Below are 20283 nucleotides of genomic sequence, written 5' to 3'. Positions count from 1 at the left end.
AACGATAGTGAAGCATCTTAATAGGCATAATGCATTCGTCGACTTGTATGTTGTAGAATAGATTCTTCGCTATCGTTCAGGATGACAAATTGTAAAGAATCCTGCGCCGTATGCAAGGCTGCGCAGGGTCCACACTGTGATACCCTGCGACGACATGAAAACGTCGTACATCCCGCGCTGTTTACCTTTCAGCTTTTACCTTTCACCTTTCCCCAAATAAATCTTTCCAAATCCAAATCCCAATCCCAATCGTCTTACCTATCATTAAATTCTACGTGCGCCTACGCGCCAACCGTGTATATGTGCAAGGTAACTGGATACACGGCTTAAGAGGTTACATGTAGAGAAAGGGGCACTGGTGGTAGTCTTTAAGAGAGACAAGACAATTAGAATCAGGAAACAAAACTTAAAAAAAGTTCTTGGCAAAATGCTAAGGGCTTTTGTCTTGATTCTTAATGTCTTGTTTTCTTGCTTCTCTCCAAACTACATGCGTTCCGGTACATCGACCCCCAACAAACCCATGGCTTTGCTGATGACTTTTGCTGACGCGGCAGACAGCTGCAAACGGAATTGTTTTAAGTTTTCCGTTTCGGCCTGCATGATAGATTTTTCGTGGTAAAACTTATTGTAGTTTTTAGCCAGTTCATAAACGTAATTTGCAATCAAAGCCGGACTATGATTCGCGGCAGCCTCCCGAATCGTTTCCGGGAATTTGGTTAGGGTCACGATCAGGTCGCGCTCCACGCCATCCAGTTCGGTGACATCGTGGGTGCTGTTTTCGGCAAAGTAACCGGCCCTGCTTAGTACCGATTTGATCCGGGCATGGGTGTATTGGATGAACGGCCCCGTATGTCCCTGGAAGTCTATAGACTCTTTAGGGTCGAATAAAAGGCGTTTTTTAGGGTCAACTTTTAACAAAAAGTATTTTAAAGCGCCCATACCAATGGTGCGGTACAGTTTGTTTTTATCCTCTTCGCTAAAGCCATCTACTTTGCCCATGGCTTCGGTAGTTTCTTTGGCGGTGCCAAACATGTCGGCCATCAAATCATCAGCATCAACTACGGTACCTTCACGAGATTTCATTTTACCGGATGGAAGATCGACCATGCCGTATGACAGGTGATACAAGCCCTGCGCCCAGGTTTTACCGAGCTTTTGCAGGATTAGGAACAGTACTTTAAAGTGATAGTCCTGCTCGTTACCTACTACATAAATGGACTCGTCCATCTTATAATCATCGTATTTCAACTGCGCGGTACCCAAATCCTGGGTGATGTATACCGAAGTACCATCACCACGCAGAACCAATTTTTGGTCAAGGCCATCCTCGGTAAGGTCTATCCAAACCGAGCCATCTTCTTTTTTAAAGAATACGCCTTTAGCAAGGCCTTCTTCCACAATATCTTTACCTAATAAATAGGTATTGCTTTCGTAATAGTATTTATCAAAGTTTACGCCAAGGGTTTTGTAGGTAACATCAAAACCTTCGTAAACCCAGCCGTTCATGGTTTTCCAAAGGTTAATAACCGCTTCGTCGCCGGCTTCCCATTCTAAAAGCATTTGCTGCGCTTCTTTTATCAGCGGGGCGTTCTTTTTGGCTTCATCTTCAGTCTGGCCTTCTTCAATTAGTTCTTGTATCTGTTGCTTGTAAGCTTTGTCAAACCAAACGTAGTATTTGCCCGCAAGGTGGTCGCCTTTTAAGCCGCTGCTTTCGGGGGTTTCGCCCTGGCCAAACTCGCGCCAGGCCACCATGCTTTTACAAATGTGGATACCACGGTCGTTCACCAGATTGGCTTTAATGACATCGTACCCGGCCGCGCTCAGTATTTCTGACAGCGAAAAACCTAACAGGTTGTTACGGATGTGCCCAAGGTGTAAAGGCTTGTTGGTGTTTGGAGAGGAATATTCAACCATAACACGTTTGCCATTTGGTTTTGCTGCCGCGAAGTTATCCGTAAGGATGTCGGTATGCAGCGCGTTCAGCCAGTAATTATCGGCAATTACGATATTTAAGAAGCCTTTTAAAACGTTAAAAGAGGCGATTTCGGGGCGGTTTTTTTGCAGATATTCGCCAATTTCGGCGCCGGTTTGCTCGGGTCCTTTTCGGGAAACTTTGGTGTATGGGAAGGTAACCAGTGTAACCTGCCCTTCAAAATCCTTGCGGGTTTCCTGCAGGTTTACATCTTTGGCGGCAATATCGGTTTGGTATAAATCTTTAACGGCCTTAACAACAGCCTCAATAATAAAATCCATCGCGCAAAATTAATAAATAAGTTCATGGTTGATAGATTAAACTATGCGTTTTTAACTACAGAGCACGCAGAAAGAAAAGCACCAAGGCCACACAGATTTTCTTTGTGAGCTTTGTGTTAATAGGCACGCAAAACTTAGTGCCCTTTGCGGTTAATTTGATAATTGCACTTATAAACCGGATAAAAATTGGGTGTCCCATTATGTCCCATTCAGAAAGCAATGGGACACCCCACGTAAAATATATAAAACATTAATTTATAATTGGTTAAATTAAATATTTAAAAGTATTACTTTAATTAAAATTGAATTTTATTATTTCATATCTAATTGAATATTAATTATTTGCGATTTTGTCTCGTGTTGTGTAATATTTAATGGGACAGCTGCAAGATTTTACTTACCGTTCCCGATAGCTATCGGGAACGCTATGCTGGTTAACCCTCTCTGCTGCGCAAATAAGGTGAGGACAATTTTTTATAACCCTCTTTCCGCTTGCAGAGAGAGGATAGTAGAGCGAGGCAATGAACGGCTGAATGAATTTCAACTAAAAAACAATAGCTTTGTTTCTTCTTTATAACCATTTATGACACTTAATGACCAAGATTTTAAGATAGATGTAACATCTGAAATAGGCAACCTGCGCTCGCTTTTGGTGCATAGCCCCGACAGTGGTTTAGGCAAAGTTGTTCCCTCTAAGGCCCAGGATTGGCTTTTTGAGGACATTGTGCACCTGGATACCATGCGCCGCAAGGAGTACGATTACTACATTAAACTGCTGATGTATTTTCTTGATCCTGCTAAAATAAAAGGCAAGCTGGCCGATATTGACAGCGATACAGCTAACCGCGATTTTTTTAAGCCGGATAATGCTGCTTTCCATAATTCTACCAGGGTTATAGAGATCCAGACTTTGCTGAGCGATATACTGCAGCAAAATGATATTCGCAAGAAACTGGTAGCAGCGGTTTGCGCTATAGAGAGCTGTAATTACAAATTGCAACTGCAACTGATAGATACTGCCCCGGTAGAGTTGGCTAAAATCTTTATTTCGGGTTCGCTAACAGATGATACCATGATCTTCGCACCGATACCTAACCTTATCTTTTCGCGCGATCTGGGGATTGCCATTAATAACCATATCCTGCTAAACAAACCAGCCAAAAAGGCCCGCTCACGCGAGACTTTGCTGATGCGTTATATCTTTTTTAATCACCCTTTATTTGCTTCATATAAAGATAATGTGATCGAGATCTCAGAAAACAAACAGCATTTCCTGCGCCCCGGCGAGGTAAATGAGGAGAAAACCACTATTGAGGGTGGTGATGTGATGATGGTTAGTCCGCAGCATCTGATCATTGGTTGCAGCGAACGTACTTCCATCAGCGGTGCAAATGAGGCCATAAAGCTGCTTTTTGAAAATGATGTGGTAAGCAAAATTACCATTGTAAAAATACCACATAAGCGCGACTACATGCACATTGATACCGTTTTTACCCAGGTAAAACGGAACGTATGGGTGCTGTTGCGGTCTTTAACAATAACGGAAACCGAGCAATCGCAATGTGAACCTATTGCCTGGTTTGCGGATAAAAAGAATAAGGACAAGCCCGAGATAGTACAGTTCAGGAAAGATAAGAAACCAAAGACTTTTAATACGCTGGAAGACCTGCTGGATAACATCAGCCAAAAGGACCTGCAAAGCACTGAGCCGACCAAATTCATTTACTCGGGTAATGATTTATTTCCGTTTGATGCCCGCGAGCAATGGACGGATAGCTGTAACCTGCTGGCCTTAAAAGATGGGGTAGTGGTAGGCTACGACCGTAACGATAAAACCGTAGAGGCATTTAAACAAAGCGGTTTCGAGGTGATCCACGTGACCGACCTGCTGCCGAAAATGGAAAATGGCGAGATCGATCCGCAAAAGATGAAAGATACTTTGATACTGATGCCAAGCGCCGAGTTGTCTCGTGCCCGAGGCGGTTTTCATTGTATGAGTATGCCGTTGGAGCGTGACGCTGTCTGAAATCGAATTTAGAAAATTTATGAATTTTTAAAATTCTTACGTCGACAATCCATTATTAAATTCTGTCAATTAAAACAATTCGTTTAATTCGAGTTCAGACAATGACCCAACAAAGCACCAATAACCTATTAATGATCCGCCCGGTGGCGTTTGGCTTTAATGTGCAAACGGCCAAAAGCAACGCCTTCCAAAAACAAGATGCCGATCAACAAGCCGTGCAGCAAAAAGCACAGCAGGAGTTTGACGGCTTTGTAAACGTACTGCGTGCTAACGGCGTGAATGTTACTGTGGTAAATGATACCACTGAACCACATACCCCCGATTCTATCTTCCCGAATAACTGGGTTTCATTTCATGATAACGGCGATATTTTCCTATACCCAATGCAAGCTGAAAATCGCAGGTTGGAGCGGAGGGAAGATATCATCCGTCAACTGGAAGAGAATTTTAAGGCCAACCATGTTATCGACCTAAGTCGATACGAGGCTCAGGAGCAATTCTTAGAAGGTACCGGCAGCATGGTGCTGGATAGACAAAATAAGATAACCTACGCCTGCATCTCGCCCCGTACTAATACCGAAGTGCTGAAAGCCTTTTGCGAATATACCGGTTACCAAACCATAACCTTTGATGCCTTCGACCAAAACGGACGGGCCATTTATCACACCAACGTGTTGATGGCCATCGGCAGCAAATTCGCGGTGATCTGTTTGGACAGTATTATGGATGCCGGAGAGAAGGAAACAGTTATTGCTTCACTAAAATCAACCAATAAAGAGATCATCGATATCACTTTCGACCAAATGAACCTTTTTGCCGGTAATATGCTGGAGGTAAAGAATGCTGACGGTGAAACTTTGGTGGTGATGTCGCAAACGGCCTATAACTCGCTTAGCGCTGAGCAGAAAACTACTTTAGAAAAGTATGGAAAGTTAGTTTATGCCGATATCAGTACTATCGAAACTAACGGTGGGGGCAGTGCAAGGTGTATGATGGCTGAGGTGCATTTAGGGGTTAGAGAAAAGGAAAGTTTTTTTTAAACGCAGCTTCGATTTCTAATATATGCTCTGCCTTAATTATTAAACCAAAATTAATTGGAATACTGGAAAATGAAATCTGTTTTAAACTCCTCGGAATATTGACTACTCTAATATCGCCCGTAAGTATTTGTTGAGGGCCGGCAAATAAAACTCCTAATAAACAGACGCGCGACGATACTAAGGTTATGTTACCTTTTTTATCTTGATAACCATGCTCGTTAAATATAAATACTGGAGAGCCGCTTGAACCAGGGAAACAAGCAGCGTCTATCATAACCTCTTTTGCCCATTATATTCGAAATTGGGATGAGTTGTAGTTATTCCCCTTCTTAAAATAGGTTTGTTATTTATTTGATCCCATATACCATTTGGATAACCTACCATCAATATTTCTTCAAGCGCTAAAAGATCAGCAAGTTGGGGGCACTTTTGGTATTAATTTATTGCCGAGCGATTTGTAGAATAATTTGATTCCATTTTCTTCAGCTTCAATTTGATAAAAAGTAATTGGTATTGCGAACAAATCAAAACTATTATTTGGATGCATCACCCAAAGCGATTCGAAATTATTTTGAACTAACTCATAATGCTCAGTATCCAACGGCTCTCTTGTTTCAGATGCTTTGGTGAAAAATAATTTCCCCGTTTGTGCGCCTACAACAACATGTTTATTAGTAATTACAACTGGATTATGATTTCCAGTTGCATCGTCAAGCAAAAAATTAAAAAAAGAAACTAGTTCCGGTTCCATTATCGCACTCTATTTAATAATAGAATATGTTATTTGTTCAGATAGTGATAATTGTATACATTAAGCAAATGAATATTTTTTTTGAGCAAAAACTGTATTTGCCGTAAGACTTTCTATCGTCAAGCCTTTAGGCGGACGGCTATTTTTTTCTACTGACGCACCCATGCCGCATTTGCCTCTTGAACTGTATTAGAGATAGCTGCGTATACCGTCCGCTAGCTACCCGTTTGGGGTCTTTGATAACTCTATGATTTAAACACACTCCTTAAGGCGCTAAACTAAGTTCAGGATGGCCATGAAAAATCGATTTGGTTTTTATTTGGCAATACATTGATGTATAAGGCTTTTATATAAATAAATTCAACTCGTAAACAAATTACATTCCTACTATAAAAAATCCATACAACAAATAATAAATTCATCCGTATAAAATATACATTTGCACCAAATTTTAATAGATGCAGAGTTACCAGGAATTTCTTGACCTAAGCGTTGGTTTCCCACAGGAAGGTTACGAGATAATAGAGGATGAATTATACTTCCACGACCTTAATTTGATGGAAATGATCGAGACGTATGGCACGCCCTTACGATTCACTTATTTGCCCATTATCAGCAAGAAAATACAGCAGGCTAAGCTGCTTTTTCAGCAGGCCATTATTAAAACTAATTATCGCGGTAGCTATAAATATTGCTATTGTACAAAAAGCTCGCATTTTAAGCACATTGTAGAAGAAGCACTTAAGAACGAGATTCACCTGGAAACATCGTCAGCTTTTGATATGCCGATGATTGATGCCCTGGAGAAAAAAGGTGCAGTAAGTAAGGACATCACTGTAATCTGCAATGGTTTTAAAACCTTTCAGTACAAGCAGTACATTATTGATATGCTGCACGATGGTTTCAAGAACATTATCCCGGTACTGGACAATAAAGAGGAATTTAACCTGTACGATGACGAGGTAGAGATGGATGAGCCTTGTAACCTTGGCATCCGTATAGCGGCAGAGGAACAACCCGATTCGCAGTTTTATACCTCGCGCCTTGGGATCCGTATGGAGGATATCATCGATTTTTACCACAATAAAATAGAGAACAACCCTAACTTTAACGTTAAGCTTTTACACTTTTTCATCAATTCGGGTATCTCTGATACGCCATATTATTGGAACGAGCTGGAGAAATACGTTACGCTTTACTGCAAGTTTAAAAAAATAAACCCTGCGCTTGATACATTAGATATCGGCGGCGGTATGCCGTTTAAAGATTCGCTGGTGTTTGATTTTGATTACGAGTACATGATCAACGAGATTGTGAGCCGTATCAAAGAGATCTGTGCAGAGCATGATACAATGGAACCGGATATTATTACTGAGTTTGGTAAATACACTGTGGCCGAAGCATCGGGTATATTGTACAAAGTATTAGGCCGCAAGCAACAAAACGACCGTGAAAAATGGCTGATGCTCGATGGGTCATTTATTACCAACTTGCCGGATGTTTGGGCATTGAACCAAAAATATGTATTGTTACCGGTAAACAACTGGGATAGTGAATACGAACGTGTTAACCTTGGTGGTATCACTTGCGACGGGCAGGATTACTACAACCAGGAAGCCCACATGAACAGCGTGTTTATGCCTAAAACGCGTAAAGTGCAGTATATGGGTTTCTTTAACACAGGTGCCTACCAGGAAGTATTAAGCGGTTACGGTGGTATACACCATTGCCTGCTGCCATCACCAAAACATGTTATCATCCGCAGAAACCGCGATGAGACATTTAACTTTGAGGTATTTGGCGAAGAACAAAATAGTAAACAGGTATTGAAAATTCTGGGTTACACCACTTAACTTTCAAACCTATTTGATATTGAAAAGCACCGCTATTTGGCGGTGCTTTTTTTGTATAAACATTTGTTAGTCTGAGCTTGTCGAAGACCTATTTAAGCGCAAATGGTTCGACAGGCTCACCATGATATCATTATGCGAATTTATCAGCCACAACCAGATCTTTACTACCTGCGGTATACTTGTAAAAACCGCTGCCACTTTTAACGCCAAGGTGTCCGGCCATTACCATATTTACCAGTAGCGGGCATGGCGCATACTTAGGGTTGCCGAAACCGTTATGCAGCACTTTTAGTATCGCCAGGCAAACATCAAGGCCGATAAAATCGGCCAGTTGCAGCGGGCCCATAGGGTGGGCCATCCCCAGTTTCATAACGGTATCAATTTCATGTACGCCTGCCACGCCTTCAAATACTGTGTATATTGCTTCGTTTATCATTGGCATCAGGATGCGGTTAGCAACAAAACCGGGATAATCATTCACCTCAACAGGGTCTTTACCCAGCTGGCGCGATAGTTCCATAATGGTATTAGTAACCTCGTTGGTAGTGGCATACCCGCGGATGACTTCAACCAGTTTCATAACAGGTACAGGGTTCATAAAGTGCATTCCTATCACATTAGAAGGGTTACTGGTCGTTGCAGCTATTTCTGTAATGGATATGGAGGATGTATTTGATGCCAGGATAACCCTTGGTTGGCATACCTCGCTTAACTGTTTAAACAGTTTCAGTTTGATCTCTTTATTTTCGGTAGCGGCTTCAACCACCAGATCGGCATTAGCTGCACCTTCGCTTACATCAGTATAAGTTTTTATATTGCTAAGGGTAGTGGTTTTGGCAGCGTCGTCAATAGCGCCTTTTTTAATCTGTCGGTCCAGGTTGCCGGCTATGGTTTGCAGTGCTTTTTGCAGGGCGGCATCGCTGATGTCTACAAGCGACACGTTAAATCCATTCTGCGCAAAGGTATGGGCAATGCCGTTTCCCATAGTGCCCGATCCTATAACTGTAATATTCTTCATAATATAATTGGTTGTGCTTTTTGGGCAGTCGTAAAAACAATTGCAAATTAGGAATTATACAATTGAAACTTGCCTAATTTTTTTTTTAGCAGCTGATAAATTAGCTAAATTGCAGCAATGCTTAACACCGACGAGATCAGCTTTTATCTTTCCATTTATAAAGAGCTTAGCTTAAAAGATATGTATGAGCTGGTTACTCTCGCTAAAACCCGGAAGATAGCGGCGGGTGAGGTTTACATCGATATAGATACAATTTGCCATAAAGTAGCTTTCATAAAAAGCGGTTTAATAAGAGGTTATCACCTGAAGGAAAATGGTGAAGAACGTACCTTGCTACTTAGGTGGGAGAACCAGTTTATTGCAGCAGCGGATACGATTGTTTTTGAAAAGCCATCACGCTTTATTTACCAGGCGCTGGAAGATACCGTGATAATGGAACTCGACTTTAAAAAAGCCCAGCCTATTATCAATAATAACCCACGTTTATCGGCCAAACGTAATGCCATCATTTTGGGTATGCTTGCCGAATACATGGAAAGGGTGGAGTCGTTTGTACTTTTATCGACTGCGGAGCGGTACATGAAGCTTGTGCACGATAAGCCCGATATCGTAAACCGTGTGCCTAACAAATACCTGGCTACCTTGCTGGGTATTACCCCTGTATCGTTAAGCCGCATCCGTAAACGGATTGCATCGCCCAAAAAGCGTTAATTATCTTTTGTTAATTTTTTGCGACATGCGCGCGGCTACATTTGTATTGTAATAAATTAAAAAAGTATGGAAAAGTTACTGCACGCATTAATCACCATATTCAGCATTTCAGCCGTTAGGTATTTTATACTTGCGGGGGTACCTTTTTTTTTATTCTATAAGGCACTCACCAGTTGGTATAGCAAATCGAAAATACAGAACCGCGCGGCCGACCTTAAAGATTTTAAACGAGAGATCCTTCAATCTATGCAAACAACGGCGGTCTTCGCGGTCATCGCTTATGTGGTATTGTATACGCCGCTTAAAAATTACACCCGGTTGTATACCAATTTAACCGATTTTCCGCTGTGGTACCTGCCCGTAAGTTTGGTGTTGAGCCTCGTTATCCACGATACTTATTTTTACTGGATGCACCGGTTACTGCATCATAAAAGTCTTTTTAAACTAACGCATCTGGTGCATCACCAGTCTACCAACCCATCGCCGTGGGCATCGTATTCGTTCCATTTCGCGGAGGCCTTGACGGAGGGTATGGTGCTGTTGGTAATTGTGATGGTTATCCCTATTCACCCGTTAATGGCGGTGTGGTTTACCATTGTAGGGTTCATTATCAATGTTTACGGGCACTTGGGGTACGAGATAGCACCTAAATGGCTGCGAAATTCTTTCTTTTTTGAGATCATCAGCACATCAGTATACCATAATATGCACCATAGCAAATTTAAAGGTAATTATGGCTTGTATTTTAGGCTTTGGGATAGGCTGCTAAAAACCGAACACCCCGATTATGTGAAAGATTACGACCGGGTGCAGGCAAACAGGTTTGGCGAAAAACGAACAGGTGTTATCAGCGAGTCTATAAGCTAATATATCTGCCCGCATTGGCTATGGTTTCTTTGTTAACCGCCTCAAGTTTAGGGATTCTTCCTAAATGAGCAACCTGTGTATAAGTGGTAATATAATCTTCAGTAGAGGCATTCTCATCACCGTTAAATATAATGCCCTTAACGGGGATGCCGCGCTGTTTTAAAGCTTCGATAGATAATAGCGTATGGTTAATGCTGCCCAGGTAATTTTGTGATACCAGTATTACTTCTGCACCCAATTGTTTGATCAGGTCAATAACCAGGCAATGATCATTTAACGGCACCATCAGGCCACCAGCCCCTTCAATCAATAATTGGGTACCAGTTTTTGGAGAAATGATGGTTTGCTCGTCGATGGTAACACCATCCAGCGCCGCTGATTTATGTGGTGAATAGGGTTGGGTTAAACGATAAGCCTCAGGGTGAAAATCAGATTGGTCATTTGAGATCAACCGTTGCACTTTCATCGTATCACTATTATCCAGTTCGCCGGCTTGCACGGGTTTCCAATAATCGCATTTAAGTTTTTCTACCAATATGGCCGAGATGAGGGTTTTGCCAATATCGGTACCAATACCGGTTACAAATAGCGGTTTATGCATGGATGATGTTATTAATAGTTGAAGTAAGCAGATTGATATCTTCCGCAGTATTATAGGAGTGAATGCAAATGCGGATGCGCTCGGCACCTTTGGCAACCGTAGGACTTAATATCGCCCTTACGTCCAATCCGGAGTTTTGCAAAGTTTGAGCCGCATGCTTAGCCCTTTCGTTATTGTTTAATATGATACATTGGATAGCACTATCGCTTTGTAATAAAGGATAGGTTTCACTTTGCTTAATTCCCTGTTTAAAAAGGTTGATGTTACAATTAAGTTTTTCTATTTCTGGTGATGACTTGCTCAACAGTTCATAAGCCATCTTCACAGCAGCTATTTGTTGGAATGATGCCGCTGTAGTATAAATAAACGCGCGCGAAAAGTTGATGAGGTACTCCCGTAGCAAATTACTGCCCAAAATAATTGCACCGTGGCAGCCTAATGCTTTTCCGAAGGTTACCACACGGGCAAATACCTTATCCTGTACCCCTAAATGAGAGATCAATCCAAAAGGGTATAAGCCAACCGCATGGGCTTCGTCCACAATTAGGTTTGCGCTATATTGTTCGGTTAGTTTAAGTATTTCGACTATGGGCGGGGTATCACCGTCCATGGAATAAATACTTTCAATCACCACGTAACAAACTCCCTTAGCCTGCTTTAGCTTGCCCTGCAGGCTCTTCAGATCATTATGGCGAAATGTGTAGCGGTTGGCGTGACTTAACCGCGCACCGTCGATAATAGAGGCATGAATCAGTTCGTCGTGAATAATGGTGTCGCCCTTTTGCGGTAGTGACGAGAACAAACCCACATTAGCATCGTAACCCGAGTTAAATAGCAAACCCGCTTCGTTTTTATGAAACGAAGCTATCTGCTGTTCCAGTTCTTCGGTGTAGGTGATGTTACCGGAGATCAGGCGCGATCCGGTTGCCCCGTTTAAATTTAGCGGATGTGCATCAATTTCCTGTTGGATACTGACTTTTAAAGCAGGGTAGCGGGCAAAGCCAAGGTAATCGTTTGAGCAAAAATCAACCAGGTCACTTTCCGTGCGAAGGCTGCGGTAGGTGCCCAGCACTTTGCGTTCATCAAGTCTGTTTTGGATGTATTTTTCTGATGATACCACGTTTTTAAATTTCTGCTAAAATAAAAAAAGCGGACTATAGCCGCTTATTTTATTTTAGTAATAATATTATTACTTGTTAGATGGTGCACCGCCGCCACTGCCATTTTGGCGTTGGGCGCGTACTTCGTCCATTTGTTTTTGCCATGCAGCTGCCTGCTTTGGAGTTAATACGGCCTTAACTTTATCAGTAGTAGCCTGCATTATCGGGCGCATCTGTGTACGCATATCGCCGCCTGCATTACGCAAGCTATCCATTGATTTTAATTGAGCATCGTAAATAACTGTAATTTTTGCTGCCTGGTCGTCAGTGATTTTTAAGTTATCTTTAATGGCTTTAACCCTGTCGGCTGTAGTCATTCTCTGGCGACCTCCACCTTGTGCGTAACTAACTGCTGATATTCCTAATACGAATAAGCAAATCATCATAATCTTTTTCATCTCTTGTTTTTTAGTTTAACTGATGTTATAGATAAAGATAATGGTGATTGGTTTAACCTGATGCTATGTAACTTAATTGTTATGCGTTGTGGCTTAAGTGTAACTTAAATGTTGCCGTATTTAATTTACTTCCTTATGATTCAAATTAGCTATCGAGCGCTGCATCTGGGCCATCATCGTGGTAAGGCTTTCCATAGTAGGCTCGGGGGTAGGCATCGGCATGTGGGTAGATATGTATGCCTTTGCTTTCCAAACTTCCAGCACATCGTCCGCGCTTATTTCGTAAGGGTCGTAAACGGGATTATCTGATACCAGTTTAAGGTTGCGGCCTTCTTTATATTTATTGCCAGCACGTTTATAAACCACGCCATCGCTTTTAGAGATAATAACATAAGTTTCGCCAATTTTAACGTCGGCCCAGTTCTCCAGGTATTCGCCTATTATAGTAGTACCGGATTGTAATGGCAGCATTGAATCTCCTTTTATTTCGAACCCACGATATGTACCCTGTTTAAACATAGGCAAATAAAGCTTTGGTAACTGGCTAACATATTCAGGATCAGCATAGCCATTTAAATAACCGGCGCTGGCCTTTAATGGTACCATCTCAATGTTCTCATTATCTTCCTTATCTACCGAAATGCTTAGCACCCTGAGGTTTGCGGGGTTGCCTTTTGGCTTCGGCGCCCACTTCTCGTCGATGGTTTCATTGATGAAATCATCAATAGATATGTCAAAAAATATTGCTAATTGTTTTAGTAGTTCATATTTAGGTTCAGCGCGTTCTTCTTCATATGCGCCTACTAATGAACGTTTTATGCCTAACTGATTGGCGAATTGCTGCTGGGTTAGGCCTTTCTTTTTGCGAAGGAATTTAATATTTTGTGAAATATTTGCCATAAAAATTTGGAATTGCTAAAATTGTTAGTATTTTTATGCTCATAAAATTAGTAATTATTTTTTAACCAGCAAATTTTTTTTATCAAATGAAAAGGTTCGTATATATAATCACAGACAGGAACAGGAGAAATTTACACGTAGGTATGTGCACAGACTTGCTTAAAACCCTTAAGTTTTATGGTGAGATGCCTACCTTGTTTTTTGACAGCGCGCAGCAATTAAACCGCTTGGTTTATTTTGAAGAAATAAATACCGAGGAACAGGCTATGGAACGCTTTAAAATGGTAAGCACATATACACGCCCTCAAAAAGAAAAAATGATTCGTCCCGTAAATCCGGATTGGGTTGACCTTACTGCAGGCCTTAAATACGAAAGTGGTGTAAAAGCAAGGCCCGCCATTTACGGCAGGCCTTCTATACAAGCGGTACGCAGGGCGGTTACTTTTTAACAAACACCAATGCGCCCGAGTTCATGCAATATCTTTTGCCACCCCTGTTTTTAGGACCGTCATCAAATACGTGGCCAAGGTGCAGGCCCGTGCTTTTTTCAATAACCTCGTCGCGGCTCATGCCAAAGCTGCTGTCGTGTATAATTTCTACTTTGTTAGGGTCAACAGCCTTTACAAAGCTTGGCCAGCCGGTACCACTGTCAAATTTATCTTCCGAGCTAAACAATACTTCGCCGGTAGCCGCACTTAGGTAAACACCTTTTTGGTGATTATCATGATAGGCGTTCTGGAAAGGTGGTTCGGTACCACGGTTCACCATTATCTCGTACTGGTTAGCCGTAAGCTTTTGTTTCCACCCAAATGCAGGCTTGGCCAAAGGTCTTTTCTCCTGTGTTTTTTTATTTTGCCCGTTGCTGTTGTCGCACCCAAAGGTGGTTAACATGCTAACTATCAGTATTGCTAAGATCGATCTTTTCATAATACCTAAATTTACGAATATCTTGCCGGTTCAGTTGTCATCGATAAGTCTGATTATAAGAGGCAAAAAATCGGTCGCAAATTGCAGGCGCTAAATCTAAAATCGTAATTCTCAAATCCTAAGTCAACCTACCAACCCGGTGCAAAAGTTAAACCAAATATAGGTTTTTTAACATCCGTACGGTTAAACGGAACGGCAAAGTAAGGTTCCAGTACAAAAGCGCCAAAAAAATTCACCCTTAACGAGATCCCCGCGCTTAGTGACGGCACACGCTGGTTGGTATTATAAGTTGTTTGCGTTTGCGGGTTGCCGTTGCCATCAAGTACAGGGTTACCATTATTATCTAACACAGGCGTTTGGCCTAAGGCATCAGGTGCTTTCTGGAACTTTATGTCGTTGCCTTTGTTCCAGGCTAAACCGGCATCAAAAAACAGGTTAAGATCGGTGAAAAGAAATTTTGATTTAATAACCGCTAGTTTCTCCGGCCCGGTAAATGGTAAACGAATCTCGAAGTTTGCTACCGCGATGCGGCTGCCCGAAAGCTGATCGATAGTAAAGCCGTTTTTATTTGCTGTTTTGGAGTTATAAAATGTTTGCGCCTCGTAACCACGGATCAAGAATGGATAACCCACATATAGCGGATATAGACCGCTAACATTATTACCAAAGCGGCCGTAACCATAAAGCCTTGCAGCAAAGGTCAACGAACCAGCACGTACATATTTGCGCAGATCGATAGTAGGAGAGAAGAAGTTGTAAGTACCCATATTATACTCCGCCTCGATGCGGAAACGGTGTCCGTTCAAAGGAGCGGCAATGCCAAAGTAGGAATCGTCACCAACCAATGCGGCGCTTAAGCCATAGATATTGAATGGTTTTAAGTCGATGCCGTTTTCAGCAAGGAATTGCGTGCGCGAAATTTTATGTTTCTTGTAATCGAGCAGGTTGCCTATAGCCAATTGGTTTACACCATTTGCATCGGGCGTATTGGTGTATGAATAGTAACTGCTGTACCTGTCCACACGGTAAGAGTATCGTGAAGCTGTTGTCCCTATTTCGGTACGTAAAGTGCGGGATAGGGGGTAAGACGTAAAAGCCTGTAGTTGGTCTTCAAAAGTGCGGATGATATCCGTTTTTTCTTCGTAAACAGGTGTCGATTTACCACTAACCTCAATATTGGTAAAGTTGTACCCGTAAGTGCCGGATTGGTAAGGGATATGTGATATACCCAAGCCAAAATTCCAGCGACCTCGTTGATTGATGTATAATATTGATCCCCCAAAATCATAGATTGCGCCATTTACGGCAACACCCGCATAAATCTGGTTCCTGCCCAAAATATCGCTGAACACACCCTGTACACCACTTGCCAATCCTGTTCCAAACGAACTAACCGAAACCCCTACACCTGTACTGCCCAAGGCATCTAACTTAAACTTGGGTTTATATGGTATAGCATGGATCGAATCTAAGGGGATCTTGCTATAAGCGAGGTAATTATTCAGGTTATAATTGATCAGGTCGACACCCACAGCGCGCAATGGCGGCAGCATAGCTGCTGTAAAGTTTGTTGTTCCGGCGTCAACCACAACTGGTTTAAAGTCGGATACTTTGGCATTGTAGATCGTGTATTTTTGGGCGCGATAGTAGGAGTAAACCACATCATCGTTATTGGATAAACTCAATGCCGGCGAATACTCGGTAATACCGCAGATGCCGGTAAACAGGTAGGTCATTTGCTCCACCTTAGCGTTTGCAAAAGTATACCGGTACATATTGCGGAAGCCATCTTTGTTAGACAGAAAATATACCTGCTTACCGTCCGAAGAATACTGCGGGTTCAGGTTGTTAGCCCCGTCGAATACTTTTATATCAGTTATTTTACCGGTGGTGATATCCAGTTCAGCTAAGTTAAAAGTGATATCCTGAGATAGCTTTTTGTCATAAGTTGCCCTGTCGCTCGAGAAGATGATGTGCTTGCCATCCTCTGAGAAGTTTGGCTGATAATCCGAAAACTTATCGTTGGTGAGCTGAACAACTTTTTTAGATTCAAAGTTATACATATAAAGGTCGCCCTGGCCTTCAGACATTCCCTGGAAAGCTACATTTTTACCGTCAGGCGACCAGGTAAGGTTGCCAAACTGCTCGGCCTTCCCCATCGAAACATCATTTACGATCCTTCCATCCGGCACATCAACAACCAGCATCCTGTTACGCCCTTTGCTAAAAACGCTGAACGCGAACTTTCGGCTATCCGGCGACCATGTGCCCGCTGATTCGATAAAGTTAAACTCATCAATATGCGTGTTAGATACTTTGCTGGTTAACTGTTTTATCACCCTGCCCGTTTTAGCATCCGCCAGGTATAGATCAATGCTGAACAAACTTTTTGAGGATAGAAATGCCAAATACTTTCCATCCGGACTAATACAAGGGGCAACGGTCAAATCGCCGCCCAACTTAGTATCGATAAGGCGTTTGCCAACCGGCGTTTGCACGGTATCTTTTAAATAGGGCTTATAAGTGTTTTCGATGGAGTTTTGCCACAGGCGGGAGAGGGTTTTATCGTCATAACCTAAAGTCCGGCGGATTCCGTATTCTAACCCAAAACGTGCTGTATTTTTAAAGAAAGGCACTATGATAGTGTCACCATAGGTTGACCCAAGGAACGACCAGAACGCCTCGCCATATCGGTACGGGAAATATTTATTGCTTTGGGTAAGGTCGCGTATGGTAGGTATGTTGTGATTCAGGTAAGCGTCACGCATCCACATGGCGGTATAGGCGTCTTTTTTACCTAAGGATAGGTATTCGGCCATACCCTCCACCATCCAAAGCGGGATATTGCCAATATTCTCGAAGTTAGAAGAATCGCGGCTAAGCAGCATATGGTATTGAAACGCGTGAACCAACTCGTGCCCCAAAACGTGGCGGGTAGTTTGATTGGTTTCCATAACGGGCATTACCACGCGGTTTTTTAAACCTTCGGTAATACCACCGGTACCCACGCTTATTTCGCCGTCGATAGCTGTTGTCTGCTGAAAATCAGGGTGATTGGTGTAAAGGATAATAGGGTTGGGCTTGTTAAACGTATCTCGAAATACCTGCTGGTGTAGCGTGTACCACAACTCACACTCTTGTGCGAAACGTTTTATTAGGCTATCGTTTTTTAGATAGTAATAGATCTCGAAATGCGGGGTTTTGTAAACCTTAAATTTTAGGTTTTTATAGCGCACCTTGTTTTGCCCAAAATACTGGGCTTTAGCCTGTTGGTTAAATAACAGCGTAAATACAAGGCAAAATAATATAAAAGGATACTTGATGAATAAATTGCAGTGGTAACGTTTATACATAAATAGCGGTTTATATGATATGGCTAATTTATATAATATACGTTCCCTAATCAAGCAGGGTTGCCTTAATTATTTCGTGGCAGGCGGCTTATTTTCCGGTGTTTCCTCTTTCTTTTCTTCAGTTGCCGGTACACTAACAGGCGCGGCCGTGGTATCTATCGGCATTTCCATTAGGCTATCGGTAGATGTTGTGTCCTCGCGGATCTGCGGCGACGGGCACATGTATTCCTTGGTTATTTTTACCCAGGGCTTAGGGAATGGCCCATAGGTATAACCCGAATTAGGATCAGCATAAACCTTTTCCATAAACGCGCCGAATATTGGCAGCGCGGTATGCGAACCTTCACCGGTTTCTGAATTAGTGAAGTGTACGCTACGGTCATCGGCGCCAACCCAAATGCCTGTTACAAGGTCCTTAGTAATACCCATATACCAGCCATCCACGTAGTCGCTTGATGTACCTGTTTTACCACCTATCTGGTTGTTCTTTTTCCAAAGGCTTGGATATTCCCACAGGGCTTGCGAAGTACCGCCCGGTTCTTCCATACCGCCGCGGAACATATAAAGCATCAGCCATGCGGTTTCTTCGCTTAAAACGCGCTCGGCCTTCAGCGTAAATTCCTCGATCACATCACCTTTCTGGTCGGTTATTTTTGTAACTAATAATGGGTCAACCTTTTCGCCTTTGTTAAGGAAAGTGCTGTATGCACGCACCATTTCATAAACCGAAACATCGTTAGATCCTAATGATACCGACGGTACTGATTTTAGTGGGCTCTCGATCCCAATTTTGTGCGCGTATTCTACAATTTTATCCCAGCCAACATGTTCGGTTACCTGCGCGGTAATGGAATTTACCGATTTGCCCATAGCCCAGCGCAGCGACATTTCGCGGTACGAGAAGTGGAAATCGGCATTATTTGGCTGCCATACATCATCCTTACCATTATCTTTAAACTTGATAGTTACCGGTTTATCGGTAAACTTATCGCAGGGGGTAAAGCCGTTATCTAAAGCGGTTACATAAGCAAATGGCTTAAAGGTAGATCCAGCCTGGCGTTTGGCCTGGTTTACGTGGTCGTAATTAAAATATTTATGGTCGATGCCGCCAACCCAAACCTTTATTTTACCGGTTGATGGCTCCATGGTCATCATGCCTGTATTCAGGATCCTGGTGTAGTATTTTATAGAATCTACGCTGGAGAAGGTAGTGTCCTTATCACCATTCCAGGTGAACACGCTCATGCGTTTCTTTTTCTCAAAATAGCTGTTGATCTGTGTGGTATCGCCTTTGTGTTTTTTGCTAAGCATTTTGTAGATCGGCAGCCTTTGCTCGGCTTTTAATAAAAAGTCTTTAATCTCTACGCCCTTACTGTCTCTCCATGGGTTTTTATTACCCCACAAATTATTGAAGCGTTTTTGCAGCATCTTCATTTTGGTTGCAACGGCTTCTTCGGCGTATTGCTGCAATTTTGAATCGATGGTGGTATAGATCTTTAAACCGTCCTCATAAAGGTCGTAATCGTTTTGCTTACACCACTTATCCAGCCATTTTTCAACCGCGCGGCGGATGTATGAATCGCCCTGGCCGGTACGGTCAACATAGCTCAGATCAAGATTTAGCGGTAGGGCTACATTAGCAGCATAAGCCGGTTTATCGATGTAGTTATACTTCAACATCTGGCTAAGCACCACGTTACGGCGTTCAACCGAGCGCGTGGGGTTTGTTTTTGGGTTATAGGTTGATGTCGCTTTTAACATGCCTATCAACGTTGCTGCTTCGGCAGGGTTAACGGCATCGGGCATTTTGTTAAAATACTTTAAAGTAGCCGTCTTTATTCCGAAGGAGTTATTCCCAAACGGAACAGTGTTCAGGTACATGGTCAGTATCTGTTCCTTACTGTATTGGTGTTCTATTTTATAAGCGGTGATCCACTCTTTACATTTAAAGACTACGGTGCGCAATAGGGGGATATGTTTTATTAATCCCTGCGATTTACGCTTACGGGTACTGAACAAGTTTTTCGCCAGCTGCTGCGTAATGGTACTGCCACCCCGGCGTTCGCCTGTTGCCGTAGAAACCAAACTGCCCATAAAACCTTGAAAATCTACACCACCATGTTTGTAAAAACGTACGTCCTCGGTAGCAACCAAAGCGTGGATCAGGTTAAGGGAGATGGCTTTATACTCGACAGGAGAGCGGTTCTCTTTGTAAAAACGACCGATCAGCTTACCATCAGCAGTATAAACCTCTGATGACACCGACATGGTGGGTTGTTTAATATCCTGCATATCGGGCGAATAGCCGAACAACCAAAGAAAGTTAATTTCGATAGCGCAGAAAAAAACAATAATAGCATATATGAAGATGGTGAAATATCTTAGGTACCGGTTCTTTATTTCTCTGAACATTGGGTAAAGATGT

At 42.5% G+C, this 20283-nt stretch carries 17 protein-coding genes; 6 read left to right on the top strand and 11 right to left on the bottom strand.

Features of this window, described 5'->3' with window-relative positions:
- Positions 1-483: 483 nt before the first annotated feature.
- Positions 484-2253: an arginine--tRNA ligase gene (argS, locus tag NAF17_RS06505; protein ID WP_252757169.1), complete on the bottom strand. Its 1770-nt coding sequence runs from the start codon at positions 2251-2253 to the stop codon at positions 484-486.
- Between the two features lie 583 nt (positions 2254-2836).
- Between argS and NAF17_RS06500 the strand changes: the two genes are divergently transcribed.
- The gene (locus NAF17_RS06500) at positions 2837-4279 is read left to right on the top strand and encodes an arginine deiminase family protein (protein WP_252757168.1); all 1443 of its coding nucleotides are present in this window, start codon (positions 2837-2839) and stop codon (positions 4277-4279) included.
- Between the two features lie 101 nt (positions 4280-4380).
- Positions 4381-5319 carry a citrulline utilization hydrolase CtlX gene (gene ctlX / locus NAF17_RS06495; RefSeq protein ID WP_252757167.1) on the top strand — a complete coding sequence of 313 codons (939 nt, stop codon included), beginning with the start codon at positions 4381-4383 and terminating at the stop codon, positions 5317-5319.
- Here ctlX and NAF17_RS06490 read toward each other — a convergent pair.
- Both NAF17_RS06490 and NAF17_RS06485 read right to left on the bottom strand, forming a co-directional pair.
- The gene (locus tag NAF17_RS06490; RefSeq protein WP_252757166.1) at positions 5294-5593 is read right to left on the bottom strand and encodes a hypothetical protein; all 300 of its coding nucleotides are present in this window, start codon (positions 5591-5593) and stop codon (positions 5294-5296) included. The two genes, ctlX and NAF17_RS06490, sit on opposite strands and share 26 nt — an antisense overlap.
- A 135-nt stretch (positions 5594-5728) precedes the next feature.
- Entirely contained in the window at positions 5729-6070 is a 342-nt protein-coding gene (locus NAF17_RS06485; protein WP_252757165.1) for a hypothetical protein, read from the bottom strand.
- 458 nt (positions 6071-6528) lie between these two features.
- Between NAF17_RS06485 and NAF17_RS06480 the strand changes: the two genes are divergently transcribed.
- Positions 6529-7923, top strand: a complete 1395-nt coding sequence (locus NAF17_RS06480) for an arginine decarboxylase (protein ID WP_252757164.1) — start codon at positions 6529-6531, stop codon at positions 7921-7923.
- A 130-nt stretch (positions 7924-8053) separates the two neighbouring features.
- On the opposite strand, the gene NAF17_RS06475 is transcribed toward NAF17_RS06480, so the two are convergent.
- On the bottom strand, positions 8054-8941 hold the full coding sequence (locus tag NAF17_RS06475; RefSeq protein WP_252757163.1) for a 3-hydroxybutyryl-CoA dehydrogenase: 888 nt from the start codon (positions 8939-8941) through the stop codon (positions 8054-8056).
- Between the two features lie 117 nt (positions 8942-9058).
- Between NAF17_RS06475 and NAF17_RS06470 the strand changes: the two genes are divergently transcribed.
- Positions 9059-9652 (top strand): Crp/Fnr family transcriptional regulator, encoded by a 594-nt coding sequence (locus NAF17_RS06470; RefSeq protein WP_252757162.1) that lies wholly within the window; start codon positions 9059-9061, stop codon positions 9650-9652.
- Positions 9653-9718: 66 nt separating this feature from the next.
- Positions 9719-10519 (top strand): sterol desaturase family protein, encoded by an 801-nt coding sequence (locus NAF17_RS06465; RefSeq protein WP_252757161.1) that lies wholly within the window; start codon positions 9719-9721, stop codon positions 10517-10519.
- Here NAF17_RS06465 and bioD read toward each other — a convergent pair.
- The 4 genes from bioD to NAF17_RS06445 form a co-directional block, all read right to left on the bottom strand.
- Positions 10509-11120 (bottom strand): dethiobiotin synthase, encoded by a 612-nt coding sequence (bioD, locus tag NAF17_RS06460; RefSeq protein ID WP_252757160.1) that lies wholly within the window; start codon positions 11118-11120, stop codon positions 10509-10511. The two genes, NAF17_RS06465 and bioD, sit on opposite strands and share 11 nt — an antisense overlap.
- Positions 11113-12240 (bottom strand): aminotransferase class I/II-fold pyridoxal phosphate-dependent enzyme, encoded by a 1128-nt coding sequence (locus tag NAF17_RS06455; protein WP_252757159.1) that lies wholly within the window; start codon positions 12238-12240, stop codon positions 11113-11115. Before NAF17_RS06455 ends, bioD begins: the two co-directional genes overlap by 8 nt.
- A gap of 69 nt (positions 12241-12309) precedes the next feature.
- Positions 12310-12678: a Spy/CpxP family protein refolding chaperone gene (locus NAF17_RS06450; RefSeq protein WP_252757158.1), complete on the bottom strand. Its 369-nt coding sequence runs from the start codon at positions 12676-12678 to the stop codon at positions 12310-12312.
- A 120-nt stretch (positions 12679-12798) separates the two neighbouring features.
- On the bottom strand, positions 12799-13578 hold the full coding sequence (locus NAF17_RS06445) for an XRE family transcriptional regulator (RefSeq protein WP_252757157.1): 780 nt from the start codon (positions 13576-13578) through the stop codon (positions 12799-12801).
- 143 nt (positions 13579-13721) lie between these two features.
- Between NAF17_RS06445 and NAF17_RS06440 the strand changes: the two genes are divergently transcribed.
- Complete coding sequence (locus NAF17_RS06440; protein ID WP_370340742.1) at positions 13722-14027, top strand: GIY-YIG nuclease family protein; 306 nt, start codon at positions 13722-13724, stop codon at positions 14025-14027.
- Here the strand turns inward: NAF17_RS06440 and msrB are convergent.
- The 3 genes from msrB to NAF17_RS06425 form a co-directional block, all read right to left on the bottom strand.
- Positions 14017-14505 (bottom strand): peptide-methionine (R)-S-oxide reductase MsrB, encoded by a 489-nt coding sequence (msrB, locus tag NAF17_RS06435; RefSeq protein ID WP_252757155.1) that lies wholly within the window; start codon positions 14503-14505, stop codon positions 14017-14019. The genes NAF17_RS06440 and msrB overlap by 11 nt on opposite strands.
- A gap of 128 nt (positions 14506-14633) precedes the next feature.
- Positions 14634-17858: an eIF2A-related protein gene (locus tag NAF17_RS06430; protein WP_252757154.1), complete on the bottom strand. Its 3225-nt coding sequence runs from the start codon at positions 17856-17858 to the stop codon at positions 14634-14636.
- A 69-nt stretch (positions 17859-17927) separates the two neighbouring features.
- Positions 17928-20270, bottom strand: a complete 2343-nt coding sequence (locus NAF17_RS06425; RefSeq protein WP_252757153.1) for a penicillin-binding protein 1A — start codon at positions 20268-20270, stop codon at positions 17928-17930.
- Positions 20271-20283: the final 13 nt, after the last annotated feature.

This window comes from Mucilaginibacter aurantiaciroseus, assembly GCF_024055595.1.
Classification (GTDB): Bacteria; Bacteroidota; Bacteroidia; order Sphingobacteriales; family Sphingobacteriaceae; genus Mucilaginibacter; species Mucilaginibacter aurantiaciroseus.
Note: the sequence above shows the minus strand (reverse complement) of the source record. Positions and strands in the feature narration are given on the sequence as shown.